The organism is Bombilactobacillus sp. ESL1097 (assembly GCF_058107205.1).
In genome coordinates this window covers 491,789-509,202 of the sequence record NZ_JBYLUB010000002.1, presented here as the reverse complement: position 1 = coordinate 509,202, position 17,414 = coordinate 491,789, and the positions used below count along the sequence as shown (strand labels likewise).

Sequence of the window (17,414 nt, the reverse complement as noted above, 5' to 3'; positions counted from 1 at the left end):
ATTAAAGATAAAAAAGCTTAGTATTTTATGATGCTTCATATTATAATCATCGCCAATTAACTTACTTAGCTTTATTGCTATACACTTAAAATATTTATCGTTATTTGCTCTTGAATGCTTGCAAGAGTCAGTTACTCAGATATATAGTATTTCAGCCACCATCGTGTAAAATGCTTTAAAACAAAATTATCAGCAGTTGTTGGGCTATCCAACTTATTACTTACATAAATTATCTTACCCACCAGATTAATTCAAAATCCGAAACACTATTTTGAACGGTTTTCTCTAAAAAAGACGACAACAAATTCAAACAACAATCGTTGATTTATCAACAATCTTCAAATAGAACTTTTTAAATCTGATTTTTTTATTAAAAATAAATACACTTATCCGAATTCTTTTTCTACCATACCTTGCAAAGTACCATTTTTAGCATATTCAGCAGCATCAATCTGCTTAAAATTGGCTCTGGAAATGTCACTATTACCTGATTTGTCAAATCCAAAAATATAATTGGTTGCAATTGAATAAATAATCTTTGTTGGGGCTAAGCCAAAAACTTGATTTTCAATGATATGTTTAAGCCGATCATGATTATTTGGATACAATTCTTTCATTTTGCTGCTACGATAAAGTCGTTTAACAATTTCAGTAATATACAGTCCCGACTTCATATACAGATCAGCAAAAGTTTTACTTGGATCATCAAAAATTCCAGGATTATTAGCTTCTAAATCATCAACCATATGCTCAACAACTGCCTTAGGAGTGAAAATTTGATTGGTTTTCTGTGGTGGAATGTAATCAAAAATATCCTCTTCGTTCTTTTCATCAAAGTAATTACTTAGCTTCTTCTTCAAGTCTAAAAACTCTTTTACAGATTCATTAAAAACAACTTCATCAAACAAATGACCTTCAAAACGCTTAGTTTCTCCAGTTTCACTATCTTGATAATTACCACCATCACGCAAAAATTGAAATTGCTTTACTGTAATGCTAGTTACATCTTTAAAAACATCATCATCAACATAATCATCAAAATTTTGCAAGTTCAAGTTTTCATCACCATAAGCCATCAAAAAACTAGGAATTGTTCTTGAAAAGCCACGTAAGTGTGATCTGACGTCATCCTCAACATCGTGCTTCTTTTGTTCTTCTTCATGCTCTTCTACACGTTTAATTACATCAGTTGGTGTATTTTGAATTTGTCTTTGAGTATCTTGATCAACACTTGCTGTGAAATCTTGTTTTGCTTGCTCCATTTGAGCAGAATAATCTTTTTCCACTTGCTGCTTTTCTTCTGGAGTTTCAACGTTATCAATTCTCTTTTTAAATTCAGTATCAATAATTCGTTTTTGAGTATTAAATTCATCGGCATGCTTATGCAAAGTAGCTTTGAATTCCTTTTTCCTATCCTTAGTTAGTTGATTAGCTTCTTTTTTGGATAAATCATATGATTTCCTGACTGTATTCACAACTGGATCAGTTACTTGAGTTGTCACAGCCTGCTCAACCTGCTCAACATACTTTTCAGCACTGTCATCTTTGGTAAAAGTATTAGGAAGTTCAACATCATCAAAAATCTTATTGCCAAATAATTCTTTAGATTTACCAATCACTTGTTCTTCTGAGATTTCAACCTCACCGTCAGCATTAACTGGAACTTTATCTGCATCATCGACGGTTGAATCACGTTTCATATTATTTTCTTCTTTAGCTCGTGGCATACCATCCAAAATTTCACGAACTTCTGCTGGTGCATTGAAAATTGCAGAAATATTGGTAAATAAATAATTGCTCATAAAGCCGTGACGAACAACTTCTTGCGACTTAAGGTTCCGTGGAATTGTCATTACCTGTTCAGCATCAAGCAATACCATCTCACCATTGTCATCTTCACCAATTACTGGGAAAAAATTCAATAGTCGCCGAATATTATCTTCATGTTCCTGGACAGTTCCTTTACCAGCACTGGTTTTAAGTAACAAATTATTCGCAAATTCATCAAAAATTGTCAACGTTCTTGTTGGATCAAAATCAAAGACATAGGCATTTTCTTTTTGATACAAATGACCATTGTCATGAAAAGTACATGAATTTTGTGCCCTAAAAGCTGCCTGCATATATTCAGCTGGACTCTTCATACTTGAGAGCATCATGACACCGCTCCACTCTTTGATAGTGACGCCAGTCGTCAATTGACCAACACTTAAAGTAATTGTTTTATCATACTCTTTAATTGCCTTTTGAACTTTATCAAAGGATTTTTTATTTTCTTCTTCGTCATCTAACTTGCCATCGCCAGCTGCCAAGATAATTTTATATTCACCAAAAACTGGATGTGCTTCTAATTTTTTAGCAAGTGCCTTAGCACTATCAACTCGATGCAATAACCAAAACGTATGCTTCAACTCATACCGTAATTCTTCAGTTGAAAATGGAAACTTCTCTTGAGTTGTTAGTGCATCAAGAAAATGATCGACTGCTTTGTCATAAACAAATTCACCATTAGCCCTAACTCTAAAGAATTCATTCAAGTCAAACGCCGGATCTACTACTTCATCATCTACCTGTATCCCGTGTTTTGCCTTATCGATCATAATTTGGGACATTTGATAAGTGAACATATTTAGTCGTGGCATGACTTCATAAGGATTACTACCTTCCTTATCATTACCAAGATTTAATTCTTCATCCCATTTTTTTTTAGCAGCTTGTTCATCAGCATATGACCAATTATAAATTTGCTCATCAGCAAATTTACCATCCGCAATTGCTTTAAATGGCGTTCCTGATAAATACAAAGTATATTTTGTATTTATCTTATCGAAAGCACGATCAGTCTTATAGGTATCAACGCCTTCATGAGCTTCATCAATTACTAATAAGTCCCATTTTATTTTTGAAATCCATTTTAACTTATCGTAATTTCCACCAAAATATTCCGAACCCTTTAGACTTTGTAAACTTTCGAATACAATTTGACCGGCATCTTCGCCGGTACGTTCAATTTCATCTAAAAATTCTTGGCGATTAAATGCGCCCTTATTTTTAAGAGCATCATTCTCACTAACAAAATAATAGTCGGTCTGCCAACCAATAAACTTATCAAAATCATCGTACCAAGAATTGGCAACACTTGGGCGATTGGTTACAATCAAGACATTACGCAAATTCATTTGACGCACTAAGTCATAAGTAGTCAAAGTTTTACCAAAACGTGGCTTTGCATTCCATAAAAACTCGCTACCTTCACCATGATTAGTAAAATAACCACTAGTTTTCTTAACTGCATCTGATTGCTCATCTCGAAGCACATATTGCATCCCTTGATTACTAATTTTCCGCTGTAAATCAGAATAATCTTTAGCAGCAAATTTATGAAAATATTCATGTGACGTATCACCATCAATTTTGAACCATTCAGTTTTTGATCTACGTTCAATATGACGTTTGGTAGTTAAGTAATCGTGAAATTCATGATCAGTAAATGTTTCGTCAGACCCATTAGTATACCTGGCATTATCTTGCCATTCCAATTTGGTTTGAACGTCAGCAGTATGCGTTTGCTGCGCGATCCGATCTTTTACACTTTGTTTAGCAGTATAGCCAATTTTAGTCCAACCTTTATGATCTGGGATACCTGGTGTGGTGTAAGCATAAATCATTGGAATAATTTGTTCGGTAACTTTAATTTTAGAAGAAACCATTTAGTCCATCTCCTTCATCATAGATTCAATAAATGAAATTTCTTCTTTTGAAAGTTCGTATTTTTTATAAAGATTTTGATCATTCCAAGACCTATTAAAATTCTGATTTGGTACAAACATAAAAACCTGTTTTGATAAGCCAATTCCACTCATAGATTGAAGAACTAAAAATCTTACAAATTTAGTTTTCAAATAACTCAATAAGTTGTCAGCTTTTTGTTTAGAATCAAAATTTCCAGCTAAAAAATATGAATGCGTACAAACTTCGTTCGGACCAATTACTTTCATTGATGAAGGAATAACTTTAAATCTACCATCTTTATCAGCTTCACCTGCATGTTCTGATCCTGTTTTACTAATTAGGATATTATAATGTTTTATATATTCATTTCCCTTCGTGATATCTTTTTCCGAAACGTACGTTACATTTTTCCCACTGGAATACAAAGTTAGGTTATTTATTATATCTTTATTATCATTACCTCTGTAGTTAGTGTTAAGTCCAAACGGCATCAATGAACTCATTATTTTTGACACATTTTCTGTGGTCTTATTAATAACCTTTTCTATTATAGAAACAGCTTCATTATATCTTACTAAAACTGGAAATTCGTCTAATGCTCGCATAACTATATTTTCTTTTCCATTTGACACATTAACAAACTTACATTTTCCATAATACTTTAAATTACGCACAAAATAACAAACGCCCCCACCAATACTCGTATTAGGAAATACTTCTTTTGCGTTAGGATAATCAACTAATTTTTTTATATGATGATCACTCATCATTTGATTTCTAAATTTATCCAGTCCCATTCCTCCCGCAAACCAACGAGATGGCATAATAATTGATATGATACCTATTTGCATATTTTCTACCTGCTCCACAAATAGATTATAAAGCGGTCTAGCTTGCTTTCCAGCCCCATCAGTTTCTTCTTGATAAGGCGGATTTCCAATTACAACATCAAACTTAAATTTATTATCATTACTCATTTTTTTCTTCCTTGTAAACTTTAGTAACCTCGCACACAGCAAATTCAGTATCCTTAATATCTTTTTCGTCAAACAAGCTCAATTGTTCATCACTATCATCAAAAAATGATTTATAAGTAAACGGTATTCGCTTAACTCCATCTCCAATTTGCTGCCACTCATTAAACTCGATTAGCTCATTTTGATCAGTTAAATAAGTTAAGGTATTGCCCTGAACAATATTGTGCCCTATCACAAATTTAATTGACTTATAAAAATCTGTTCTCGTACTCAATTTTTTTTGTACAAATGCTTGAAATCGCTGTGTAACAATCTCAAGCATTGTTTGTCGTGCTATTTCTAAATTATCAGGTAATAGTTCAATCCCATAAATACTCATCACTGCCCACAAAGTATTCTCACGCCAATTATTCTCATCAGAAATACTATCAACATAATCCAATTTTTGCTGAAGGATTTCTTTCAGAAATGCTCCCTCACCAACGCTTGGCTCTAAGAACGTTGCATGTAAATCGTGCAATTTTTCTTGAATGGTGGGCTCAGATAGCATTTTCTTAACCATCCAATTAGGAGTAAATACCTCACCATGATGTTGCACGCGCTCTTTGGATTTAATCAGCTGCGTGTCTTCACTTGTATCATGCTTTTCTTGATTAATAGCTTGATCATTAAAAAGCAAACTTTCATCGTTATCTGCTAGCGCCATTTTGATTTTCCTTATTATTTTTAATTTAGCTATATTATATCGTTTACAGAATAAATTCCACAAGAAAGCCAAGGCCTTTCATAAATACACTTTTTATACTCACTTACGTGTGGTGCTAGTTAATTTTTCTCTAGGTATCTACAAATAAGCATTGTTCAAATTGACTTTTAAATTCTGCTAAACAACGGGCTCAATTACGTTCGGTATCAAACATTTGGTTCCATTGGGCAAAGACTGTCTCAATTTTTCCGCATCGTTTATTCAGTAATAGCTGACTAGCTTTATCAGATTTTTGTTTCATATTTTTTCTGACTGGTGTCCAAAGATTAATGTCTGTTTGAGCTAATGTTTATTTCAGTTTCTGACTTAAATAACCCAGATCATCTAAAACGTTCGGACAAGAATATTGATTAATAACTTAGTAACCATTTTGATATCATGCCAGTTTGCTGCAGTAATGGTATAAGCAACGGCAACACCTTGATCCGCAATTAAAAAACTACCCTTGAAACCATAATAACGTAACTTCTTGGTGGCATTGTAGCCTTTGATTCTTAAAAATTTTGGCACGAAAGTTGCGAACTGGCTGACAAAAAGGCATTGGTAAACTATCAATGATCGAATATTGTGGTTTAATTTTCTGGTTCACGATTCCAATTCTCATGTATTGAAATAAATAGCCACACCTTTGGGTTAGGCGATTAAATCGGGATCTTTCTGGTAAATCAAACAAATTCAACAGACTTAATAAACGATAAAAACTACGTTGATTAGACATCCCAATTTGGACCTGAAAACACATTAAAGCTAGTAATTGTACGTCAGATAGTTTAGCTAAATGAACGTCGCATAGGTTTTGAATTACAAATGGTACTAAGTATTTGTAAAGCGGCGTTAAAATATTAATCCAATCTTGAATTAAAGATTGTAAGCTAGAAGATTCTTGGTTACACTTAAGTAAGTCTGACATTGCTATCACTTTCTTGTTAGAGGTAACTTAAAGTGTAGCCTAGTCAGGCTTTTTATTTCAACTAATTTTTAACTAGCACCACGCGTACTCACTTATCTCTTTTTACCTCCCATATGCTTACTAAGTCGGCATTTGAGCTTTTTGGAGCTTGATCTCTATTCAATTGATCAACTTGCACAATTATTGGTAAAGGAAAACTTGTTCCCGTAAAAATTGCTGCTCCAGGTGCTAAAGTTGGAATTTGTGATTTAGAAACAGCATCTAGAGAATTCAACGTATTATCCAGCATTTTTAAATCATTGTCATTAACTAATCTATGGATTATATAATTATGCATTTGTGAAACTATTGTTGCAGATATATCGGCAGGACGCTGACTAGCTATGGTTAAGTAAAAGCCAAACTTTCTACCTTCTTTTACAATTTCTTCAAAAACATCCAAGCGATAATCTCGCCATTTATCTTCTTCTCTATGATTATTAACAGATAAAATATTGTGTGCTTCGTCAATTACTAAATGAGTAGTTTGAGTAATTTCTTCTTTATCTACACTATCTCTTTGTTTCCTATAAATATATCTCGCTAATAGCAGTGGTATTGTATCCTTTGCATCCTTATTAACATTTTTAAAAGAAACTACTGTACAATGAGAGTGAGAGTCAGAATTCAGAATATTATCAGTGTCGTCATCAGTAATTTTTAATAACTTGTCAAACATATCTGATTTTGCTTGTATTCTGTTGAGTAGTGGTGAAACAAAATCAAATTGTGCTTTACCATATGCTAATTGATAAATCATTTCTAAATTAACCAGTACGGTTAAAATATTCAACGGTTTAAGATTCATATCAGAACCATCTAATACAGCATTATTTATTGCAGATTCAACCTTATTTTCAAAATCAACTTTTGTATCATCATTATTGAAATATTTTAGCTTTGAATCATTTCCATATTTAAAATAGTATGTTTCTTGCTTAGACTGCCATGAAGCCTTTAACCAACAGTATACTTCACATTTTTCATTTATTAATAAATTTAACTTTTTTAGAATAAAATTCAATAAGTCCAAAGTCCGTGGATCTTGTTTAGTCATACAAAAAGTTTGATAAAAAGCTAATTTTAAGTAGCCTATTATTTTTTCTTTATTTATTTCCTGTGGCTTATAAAAATTCAATGTTGTTCGTAAAAAAGGTTCTTGAGTTTGCTTAGTAGCTAAAAATAAAACAGATAGCATTTCAACATCCCAAAATTCAGATTTTGGTAAATATATCTTATTGACCGAAGAACTCTTAACTTTTTTATTCCTAGTATTTAACTCTATTACATTTTTACTTTGAGTAAAGGACTTATCTCCAGTATATTCACCGTTAAAATCTATAAAAATGAAATTTGATTTATCAATGTTCCATTCGTTATCTTCCGCAGTTTTAAATAATTCTGTATACAATTTTGCTAATGTATTAGATTTCCCACTTCCCGTATTCCCAAAGATAGCAAAATGTGTGTTAAAAAAATTGGGCCAATTAATGGAATAATTTATACCTTCAGGAATAGTTTTTCCTACAGTAAGTTTGTTAATAGTATCAGAAGAAGAATTATTACCAGTTAATACTTGTAAAATCTCAGTTGATGTCAATAAAGTGATTTCAGAAAAAATTTTAGGAAAAATTGAATATCCAAAATTAAATTTATTCTTTCTAAAAAAACCGATAATTGAGATATCTATCTCTCTGATGAATCTATTGGACGAAAAAGTTTGACTAGAATAATCTTTTTCAATATCATCAACATATTCTCGTGTAACCTTACCAACTAATTTATAAGGTCCACGTGGAATACCGACATATTCTCCTATCCCAATTCCTCTATAAGTTTTACCATTTTCATAGTAAGTCAAATCATTAGTATTATGTATCATACGAGCTTTTACATAATTTCCTTCTATTTTTATCACATACCCTACAGTAGTTAAATTGTCAATTTTTTTTAAATTCAAAGTATTCACCAGTTTCCAAAATATTATTCAAAGTATCAAAATCACCATGGACAAAATTATTTTCATTTATATTCTTTCTATTTTGCAATATAGATTTTGCGATGCCCAATAATTTTTGATTTACAATAAGGATATCATCTTTGCTGTACGTAATAACAAAAATCTGAAGTGAAGGATTAAATGCCGCTCGTCTAATTAAATCCAAAATGTGCTGATCCTGAAATGAAAAACCAAAAGTAATCAAAACTGTATTCGGTTTTTGCAATTCATTTTCGAAAGCCCTAAGAAATTGATAGTATTGATTATCAAATACTGTTTCTTCAAATTTTTGTTTTGTAGGATTAACAATCAATAATTTTTCATATTCATTTATAAAATCTTGAAGTACCTCTTTTTTATCCTTGTCTTGATTTATTTTATCAAGTGTTTTTTTTATGTTTTCTATCGTAGTATCTTGCAGTACACCAGTTAATTCAAAAATTTCTTTATATTTTTTTGATTTATTTGTGAGCCTACTTACTATTGAATTATTAAAATCAGAGACCACAACTTCATGATTTTCTTGTGTTTTTTCTAACTTCCAAGATAACGATCCGTGCAACTTATATAAGTTAATTGTTGGTATTTCTCTTGTAAATATATCATTTGCTCCGCTATGAGTTGTATTTATATAATAATTTTCATAATTTACTTCTTTAGTGATAAATCCACGTGATCCATCATTAAAAGCTGATAGCGGATACTTCATGGAAACACTATCAAAAGCTTTTTCAAAAAAAGTATCATAATTGGTAGTAAATATATTAGCTCTCTTATGTCGCTCAAAACCATTTCTGTTTATCAATTTTAGAACGTTAACTATAAACTTGTTGTAATAGTTTGAAACTTCTTCACAACTTTTATCACCATTTCTGTTTGAAGTAACAAGACCTTTTTTTATGGACTTTTCATAAAATAAAAGTTTTAACAAACTTTTTATATTTGTAAATTCGTAATTGTTTTTATCACCAAAATATTTTTCTGGATTATTATAAACCTCTTCAATGCTGATATCTTCATCTTCATTATTTTTAATCTGCAAAGTATCCAAATAGTCCGCACTAGCTCCTGCACCGATTAAAAAATTTATATTTTTCCCGTCTATTTGATCCAACAAATTTTGATTATCAGAAAATGTCATTTTTTTCATCATCTTTCAAAAAGATTATTTCAATATAAATATTGAATTATAAACTATACATATTTCAATATTACATTTAAAGCCTAAAATACAATTACTTACGCTTGATGCCAATCAAAAAAGGTTCTATATTAAACTAGTTATATTAAAAAGGCATTAACTTTTGGACCCAATTAGAAAAAAACATGAATTAAAAATCTGACAAATTTAGTCACACATTGTTGAATCAACGCCGCATAAAAATTAAGACAGCTTTTCTCAACGGAACTAAATGTTAGATATTGAGCGTAATCGTGCTCACTGTTTAGCAGAATTCAAAATTAGATTGAAACAATGTTTATTTGTAAATACTTGTAAAAAATTAACTATCACCACGCGCAAGACATAATATAGAATTATATGATTTGATCTTTATTTTCTTTTATATAATCAATCACTTTGGTTGTTGTCTCCTTTCTTTCAAAAACCTTTCTGTCAGATAAAATTTGTTCTTGAGTAGCTTTCAAGCTTAGTTCAATAATTTTTATAGCTTTTTTAAAATATTCGTTATTATTATTCCTTTTTAGCAAAACCTTTTCAATTAATTTACTATTTTCTTCCGACTTACAATTAATTTCAGTGGAAATTTGATCTAACGGACAACACAAATACTTAAGTAACATTAATATATGCCATCTAGCTCTTTTATACTTCTTACCAATTTCATCATTTTTAAAAAATTTCTCAACTTTATACCAAGCTAATCCACTTACATAATATGAATTTAAAAATTGCAAATGTGATTCTTCAAATAATCTATTTCCAGTTTTTTCAACAACTTTTCCATATTGACCAGAAACTTCGTGTGGTAAATCAAAAAACATAGCAGAAACTGCTTTTCTTTGAAAAGGAATATTGATTATTTTTGCCTTTGCAATATTATCATTTCTATATTGTTCTGTTCTTCTTTCATAATATAAAGGACAATTACTAGTTCTATTTTTGGTATTGTAATATTGTTCAATAGCTTTTTGAATTGGAGATAGTGCTGCTAATTGTTCAGGTTTTAATTGAGTTTGGCTATTCGTAGCCTTAACAATAGCATGTTTAGTATCTTCATCTTCAGTAGATATAATTCTTATCGGTATATATATGTCCTTAATATTATTAATAGAATCCAAGCATTCAAAGATAACATTACTAGTTTGACAACCATTAACAATTTGATAATTAGTTAATGACAATTCCTCAGCATTCAAATTGATTTCATCTGCAATTACTGTTATACCGTTATTTAAAAAACCAAACAAAAAGCTTTCATTTCCAATAAGCTGATCTTTCATAGAGGAATTTACCTCTACCTTTTCAAATGATCCTAAATAATCCCTAATATTATCATTAAATATCCCCTTTCTTAATATACGCTCACCATTAATATTATCCGTTAACAAATTAATAAACTCATCAAGTCTAATTAATCCATAATACCCATTTTTAATTTTATCATTATTATTGTTAGGATATGGAACAGGCTGTTTAGACAAAGGAATTGTTACATGCAATCCAGAGTTATTTTTTTCATTTAGTTCCATTATGTCTTTAATACCTAGAAAATCAGGTTCTTTAACATTACTGAATAATGCCATATCCTTCAGTCGTTTAACTCCAATTTCTATTTCTGATTTCATATTTATGTCTGATAAATCAATTGCATTTGGGGATAAGCAGACAAATTTCATACTAATAGTAGGCTGTTTCTTAAACTTGGAACTTTTAGTATATATATACTTTGCTACATTCCAAAATTCTTTTAATTCTTTAATTTCACACTTGTCAAAATTAAAAAATCGTACAATTCCTGTCAAAAAATCTGAAATTTCTTGACGATTAAATTTGTTCGAAGTTTTTGATTGATCAAATAAAAAGTTAACATCAAATTTTTTAACACCATCAACAATAGTATCAACGTCTTTAATACTTGTAACCAAATGTTCAGATACAAAAATTGCTATACCATCAATTCCAAAAGCAGTTCCAGTTTCCATATCAGAGTATTTTGCAATGGGATCATTAGAATATATAGATAGAAAAAGATCATTTATATATTGCTCAAAAATATGATGTTGATCCTTTGCCTGTGACTTGGAAATTTCATTTGTAGAAATAAAATCTTTTAAATACGCACTTATAATAGGATGTGAAATAACTGTTTTATTCAACTTTCAATGCTCCTTTACTTACTAATTTTTCTTTACCTGTCAAATTAAATTCAACAATCTAAATTAAGGTTTTTAATAGATTCAACCTAATATTCAAGGTAATGATTTATCTTTGAGAATAAACTCTCCGATCAATCAATTTTTATTTTAATTATCATTACTACCTTATAATTTTAATTTGTAGAAATTATAAATCGTGTAATGACTATGATCTCTGATAATGCTGCTGTCACAAAGGTACCATCACTTAAAACAATATTAAAATTTAACATCTCCGCCAAGCCACAAATCAAAAACAAAACAACAATCACAATTTCCACAATGATTTCTAGCTTATATCTCTTAAACAAATCATAAAAATTCATTTACTCTATCCCTCCCATAATCGAATAAATTACTTTATCAATTATATAATAACCTAAATCTCATTAATTTGTAGTAGAACTTTTAATTTTATAAAAAATATCAAATTAAAAATACGGTAAATTACTTAACGATTAGTGAGGTTGGAACAATAAGATGAATTTTCACGTTCCAACAATATTAATTCATTACGCGTGGTGCTAGTTAATTTTTCTCCGTCGTTTATTCAGTAATCGCTGACTAACTTTATCAGATTTTTGTTTCATATTTTTTCTAAGAGGTGTCAAAAAATTAATGCCTTTTTGGGATAGTGTTTGTTTCAGTTTCTGACTTAAATAACTCAGATCAGCTAAAAAATTCGGACAAGGATAATACTGATTTAATAATTCAGGAACCATTTTGATATCGTGCCAGTTTTCCGCAGTAATGGTATAAGCAACGACAATACTTTGATCTGTAATTTCAGAACTACCCTTCTTTAAACCCATAATAATATAATTTCTTAATGGCATCGTATCCTTTAGCTGCCAAGCTATCAAAAATTTTGGCACGAAAATTGCGGACTGGCTAACAAACAGACATTGGTAAACTATCGATAATCGTGTATTGTGGTCTGATTTTCTGATTAATGAGTCCAGTTCTAATGTATCGAAATAAATCACCACACCTTTGAGTTAGACGATTAAACCGAGATCTTTCTGGTAAATCAAACCGTTGATTAAACACCCCAATTTTTACCTGTAAACACATTAAAGCTATTAATTGTACGTCAGATAGTTTATCCAAATGAACATTGCGCCGTTTTTGAATAGTAATGGTCACAAACTCTTTGTAGAGCGGGGTTAAAATATTAATGCAATCTTGAATTAAAGATTGCAAACTAGAAGATATATGACATCTGTTATTTAAAAATTAAAATTAATAAAAATAAGAACAAATTCTGAATAACAGAGCAATTTAATTTACTATCAAAAGTTTACAATCCAATTTTAACAATATTAGAAAAAATGTCAATTTTTTATTTCCTGTGGAGTGAATGGTATTAAAACAATTTTTCAATTGCTTTAAACTAAAAGAACTTATATAATAAATGGTGTAAAATTTACATACCTTGCGGAGGAATGGTATTAGTTTTTGTACCCTTAAAGATTTAGCAACAGAAAAAGTTTCGTCGTGAGTTCATACCATTTATTCGAGACGTCGAATAAATCTTGTATCAATCCACAAATTATTTTATTTAAACAAATCTATAATCTATAACTAGTCTCTAATCCAATTTGAAAATAATACTGAACATACTTAGTTAGGATTGTGGTGACTAACCGAAAGCTAATCTTAATGACTAGCTTTTTTATTGTGTATGCTTTGGTGCATTAATCCCTCCATTTTAATTATTACTTTCTTGTTAACCAGCCAATCAATTGATTTTTCAACATCAAAACCAACATTTTAGTTTAATTCTTTATTGCCCAAAAGACTGAGGCCAAGAGATTAGGTTACATTCATCGACTAATCTTTTTGTGTCTCAGCCTATTTTTGAAATTCTCTTCCAATTTTAAAATAAAAATCGTGCTTTTTTGAAAACGATTACCAATATAATCAATAAGCATTGAATCGCTATTTTTACCCTCTTATAATACTTGTGAGGTTGTATTAAAGCTATAACCTCTCTTCCATGTCGACTGGAAAGGAACTTGAAATTTTATGATCTTAGATGAGATGCAAGCGATTGTTAATTTAACAGCACAGGAACAAGTAGTCTTAGAGTATATTATCCAAAATCCTACAAAAATATTGGAATTAAACATCAACCAACTAGCCAAGGCTAGTTATACCAGTGCAGCAACCGTGGTTCGTTTATGTCAAAAGGCGGGGTTTAGTGGCTATTCTCAATTCAAGTATCATTTTGCTTCGGAACTGCCCAATATTATCAAATTACGAGAAGACTTAGATGTCAAACCACTAGATACTAGTGTATCTATCACGGACGTCTTTCAACGCGTGGAGCAAATTCATCAACGCGCCATTGAATATACCAACAGTTTATTAGACGCCCAAACTATCTTACGCGTCATTAAGCTGGTTCAACAAGCTGAACGTATTGAAATTTATGGCCAAGGTTTAAATTATGAATTAGCGCGGAGTTTTTGTTGGGAATTAGAAGAAGTTGGTTGCAATGCCAATGCCTATAATGCACCCAATCCGATGCACACTAATACGGCTCAAGCTAATCAAAAACCAATAGTCGCTTTTATTTTGACACACACGGGCAACAATGAGCAAATGTATCAAGTTGCTCAACAATTGCGCCAACAAAATTATCGCACCATAGTTGTTTGTGATAGCACACAACGCGCAATTTGCCAATTTTGTGATGAAACAATTGTCATTATGACTACCAAAGGAACACTGGATTTAAGTAACGTGGTCTACGTGGCCGCCTTACAGTATCTCTTTGATGTTCTGGTTTCTTTTAAAATGTTAGCCAATTATCAATCAGTCCAATGTATCTCACACCAAGTTGATCAGTCAAAGGAAGGAAAATAATTTTGCAAAATAATTTTTTATGGGGTGGTGCCGTTGCTGCCAACCAATACGAAGGTGCTTGGAATGTAGCGGGCAAAGGAGTTAGTGTCACTGATGTCATGACTAAAGGCGACGTCAAGCATCCTCGTCAAATCACTGCTGGTGTCTTAGATAACGCAATCTATCCTAACCACCAAGCAATTGATTTTTACCATCATTATAAGGAAGACATTAAACTAATGGCCGAAATGGGATTTAAATGTTTTCGGCTAAGTATTGCTTGGTCACGCATTTTTCCGCAAGGCGATGAACAATATCCTAATGAAATGGGGCTAGAGTTTTACGACCACGTTTTTGACGAATGCCATAAATATGGTATTGAGCCAGTGGTTACCCTCTCGCATTTTGAAATGCCCTACCATTTAGCTAAAGAGTACGGCGGCTGGCGTAATCGTAAACTGATTCACTTTTTTGTCCACTACGCTACCACTTGTTTCAACCGTTACGCTAACAAGGTTCAATACTGGATGACCTTTAACGAAATTAACAATCTGATTGATATTGATAATCCCTTCAACGCTTGGACTGGTGCCGGTGTCTTATATCAAGCTGATGAAAATGCCGAAGAAACCATGTATCAAATCAGTCATTATCAATTTGTTGCTAGTGCTTTAGCTGTTCAAGCCGCAAAAAAAATCAATCCACAGTTGCAAATCGGATGTATGCTCCACTTTGGACCCATTTACCCGTATTCTTGTCAGCCCCAAGACGTTATGGCCAGTGTCAAAGCGATGGATCGGCGCTTTTTCTTTAGTGACGTACAAGTTCGTGGTTCTTACCCTGCTTACGTTACCAAATTATGGGAGCGTAAACATTTCAACTTAGATATTACGGAACAAGATTTAGCTGCAATTCAGCACGGAACTGTGGACTATATTGGTTTTAGTTATTACAAATCAACTACTGCCCAATTTAATGCTACCAATGATTTTACCGAAGTTGCTAATCCCAATGTCCCCAAAAGTGATTGGGGCTGGGCCATTGATCCGATTGGTTTACGCTATATCTTAAATGTGGTTTATGAACGTTATCAAAAACCTTTATTCATCGTAGAAAATGGTTTTGGTGCTTATGATCAATTAGTTGACGGCCAAATTAATGATGACTATCGCATCAACTATTTACAACAGCACATCACCCAAATGCTCAAAGCCATTGAACTGGACGGTGTTGCCGTGCTCGGTTACACCCCTTGGTCTGCGATTGATTTAATTAGTGCATCGACTGGAGAAATCGAAAAACGTTACGGCTTTATTTATGTCGATGCCCAAACTTTCAAGCGCTATAAAAAGCAATCATTTTATTGGTACAAAAATATCATTGCCACCAATGGTGCTTGTCTTGGAGTTAAAAATGAGGCGCAAAAATGAAAAAATTTCTCAATGAAAAGTTAGTTCCCCTTGTCGTAAAGTTTACTAATACTAAAGCTATTCAGGCTCTCAAAGATGGCATGATGTTTGTTTTACCGTTTCTAATTGTCGGCTCACTTTTTCTGTTATTAGCCAACATTCCTATTCCAGCAGTTGCCAAAGCCATCACCAACTGTGGTTTAGCTAACGTCTTCAATCAAATTTATTCTAGTTCGTTTGCCCTTATGTCTTTCTTTGCGGTAACCGGAATTACCTATGTTTATTTAAAAAATGACAAAATTGAAACCGCCTTTGCCGGCAGTTTAAGCGCCTTAGGAGCTTTTATTTTACTCATGCCTTTCAAAATTAAGGCTGCTAAAGGCGTCGTGGTTACCAATGCTATTTCCAAAGATTGGACTGCTGGTCAAGGTATGATAACTGCTATCATCGTTGGTTTAGCGGCTGGCTGGTTGTACAGCTTTTGTATCCGCAAAAATTGGCAAATAAAAATGCCAGCGGGTGTTCCACCAGCAGTTTCTAATTCATTTATTTCCCTAATTCCATCAGGTGTTGTTTTAATCGTTGCCGGTATTGTTTACGCGATCTTTAAATTTACTGCCAACATCAGTTTTACTGAAATTATTTATTCTGTTATTCAAACGCCCCTGCAAGGCGTCACCGATTCTTTTGGTGGTGTCTTAATCATGTCGATGGTCATGTCTTTACTTTGGTGGTGTGGCGTGCACGGTGGTGCAATTTGTGGCGCTATTTTGGCTCCCATTCTCCAATCTAATATGTCGGCCAACCAAGCATTACTCGATGCTGGCAAAAAGTTAACGATTGCGAATGGTGGTCACATTTTTACCCAGCAATTTTGGGATAATTATCTCTGCATGACGGGAGCCGGGATCGTCGTCGGCATGGTCATTTATATGACCTTTTTTGCCAAGTCAAGCATGCTCAAAGAATTAGGTAAATTATCTATCTTACCTAACGTCTTCAATATTGATGAGCCCGTCATCTTTGGAACACCGATTGTCTTAAATCTATATCTCATTATTCCCTTTATTGCCTTTCCAATGATTGTTGGTGCCGCCAGCTATTGGTTAATGGCATGGGGAGTCTTACCGTTGTTTTCTGGAGTGATGGTTCCTTGGACCACGCCGCCCATCATCTCAGGCTTTTTAATTGGTGGCTGGAAAACAGCTCTATGGCAATTAATTATCATTATCTTTTCAACAATTGTTTACTATCCATTTATTCGCAAAGTTGATTTGGATCTGCTCGCTAAACAAGAACAAAATTAATCTTTCAACTTGAATAGTTGATTAATTTCAAACATCAAAATTATTAA

11 protein-coding genes and 1 pseudogene are annotated in these 17,414 nt (G+C 32.2%); 3 read left to right on the top strand and 9 right to left on the bottom strand.

Features of this window, described 5'->3' with window-relative positions:
• Positions 1–386: 386 nt before the first annotated feature.
• From AC3B6D_RS06380 to AC3B6D_RS06340, 9 genes and pseudogenes are all read right to left on the bottom strand, one after another.
• A complete protein-coding gene (locus AC3B6D_RS06380) occupies positions 387–3,710 on the bottom strand; it encodes a DEAD/DEAH box helicase family protein (protein WP_489775213.1) in 3,324 nt (1,107 codons plus the stop codon).
• Complete coding sequence (locus AC3B6D_RS06375; protein WP_489775212.1) at positions 3,711–4,709, bottom strand: Eco57I restriction-modification methylase domain-containing protein; 999 nt, start codon at positions 4,707–4,709, stop codon at positions 3,711–3,713. It abuts the gene before it with no gap.
• The gene (locus AC3B6D_RS06370; RefSeq protein WP_489775211.1) at positions 4,702–5,478 is read right to left on the bottom strand and encodes a DNA methyltransferase family protein; all 777 of its coding nucleotides are present in this window, start codon (positions 5,476–5,478) and stop codon (positions 4,702–4,704) included. The genes AC3B6D_RS06375 and AC3B6D_RS06370 overlap by 8 nt, the downstream gene beginning before the upstream one ends.
• A 130-nt stretch (positions 5,479–5,608) precedes the next feature.
• Positions 5,609–6,385, bottom strand: a pseudogene (locus tag AC3B6D_RS06365) (IS982 family transposase); the annotation flags it as partial.
• An 88-nt stretch (positions 6,386–6,473) separates the two neighbouring features.
• A complete protein-coding gene (locus tag AC3B6D_RS06360; RefSeq protein WP_489775210.1) occupies positions 6,474–8,384 on the bottom strand; it encodes an ATP-binding protein in 1,911 nt (636 codons plus the stop codon).
• Positions 8,365–9,564: an SIR2 family protein gene (locus AC3B6D_RS06355; RefSeq protein WP_489775209.1), complete on the bottom strand. Its 1,200-nt coding sequence runs from the start codon at positions 9,562–9,564 to the stop codon at positions 8,365–8,367. Before AC3B6D_RS06355 ends, AC3B6D_RS06360 begins: the two co-directional genes overlap by 20 nt.
• 395 nt (positions 9,565–9,959) lie before the next feature.
• On the bottom strand, positions 9,960–11,762 hold the full coding sequence (locus AC3B6D_RS06350) for an AIPR family protein (RefSeq protein ID WP_489775208.1): 1,803 nt from the start codon (positions 11,760–11,762) through the stop codon (positions 9,960–9,962).
• Positions 11,763–11,935: 173 nt separating this feature from the next.
• Complete coding sequence (locus AC3B6D_RS06345; RefSeq protein ID WP_489775207.1) at positions 11,936–12,127, bottom strand: hypothetical protein; 192 nt, start codon at positions 12,125–12,127, stop codon at positions 11,936–11,938.
• Between the two features lie 198 nt (positions 12,128–12,325).
• Positions 12,326–12,637 (bottom strand): transposase, encoded by a 312-nt coding sequence (locus tag AC3B6D_RS06340; RefSeq protein WP_489775206.1) that lies wholly within the window; start codon positions 12,635–12,637, stop codon positions 12,326–12,328.
• A gap of 1,192 nt (positions 12,638–13,829) precedes the next feature.
• Here AC3B6D_RS06340 and AC3B6D_RS06335 point away from each other — a divergent pair.
• Genes AC3B6D_RS06335 through AC3B6D_RS06325 form a run of 3 tightly spaced genes read left to right on the top strand, consistent with a single transcriptional unit; the run spans position 13,830 to position 17,367 of the window.
• Positions 13,830–14,672, top strand: a complete 843-nt coding sequence (locus AC3B6D_RS06335) for a MurR/RpiR family transcriptional regulator (RefSeq protein WP_489775205.1) — start codon at positions 13,830–13,832, stop codon at positions 14,670–14,672.
• Positions 14,672–16,081 carry a 6-phospho-beta-glucosidase gene (locus AC3B6D_RS06330; RefSeq protein WP_489775315.1) on the top strand — a complete coding sequence of 470 codons (1,410 nt, stop codon included), beginning with the start codon at positions 14,672–14,674 and terminating at the stop codon, positions 16,079–16,081. Before AC3B6D_RS06335 ends, AC3B6D_RS06330 begins: the two co-directional genes overlap by 1 nt.
• A complete protein-coding gene (locus AC3B6D_RS06325) occupies positions 16,078–17,367 on the top strand; it encodes a PTS sugar transporter subunit IIC (RefSeq protein WP_489775204.1) in 1,290 nt (429 codons plus the stop codon). Before AC3B6D_RS06330 ends, AC3B6D_RS06325 begins: the two co-directional genes overlap by 4 nt.
• Positions 17,368–17,414 lie beyond the last annotated feature (47 nt).

Coding starts and splice junctions, on each gene's coding strand:
- AC3B6D_RS06380 (WP_489775213.1), bottom strand. CDS start 3,710: ATGGTTTCTTCTAAAATTAAAGTTACCGAACAAATTATTCCAATGATT.
- AC3B6D_RS06325 (WP_489775204.1), top strand. CDS start 16,078: ATGAAAAAATTTCTCAATGAAAAGTTAGTTCCCCTTGTCGTAAAGTTT.
- AC3B6D_RS06375 (WP_489775212.1), bottom strand. CDS start 4,709: ATGAGTAATGATAATAAATTTAAGTTTGATGTTGTAATTGGAAATCCG.
- AC3B6D_RS06340 (WP_489775206.1), bottom strand. CDS start 12,637: ATGCCATTAAGAAATTATATTATTATGGGTTTAAAGAAGGGTAGTTCT.
- AC3B6D_RS06345 (WP_489775207.1), bottom strand. CDS start 12,127: ATGAATTTTTATGATTTGTTTAAGAGATATAAGCTAGAAATCATTGTG.
- AC3B6D_RS06355 (WP_489775209.1), bottom strand. CDS start 9,564: ATGACATTTTCTGATAATCAAAATTTGTTGGATCAAATAGACGGGAAA.
- AC3B6D_RS06335 (WP_489775205.1), top strand. CDS start 13,830: ATGATCTTAGATGAGATGCAAGCGATTGTTAATTTAACAGCACAGGAA.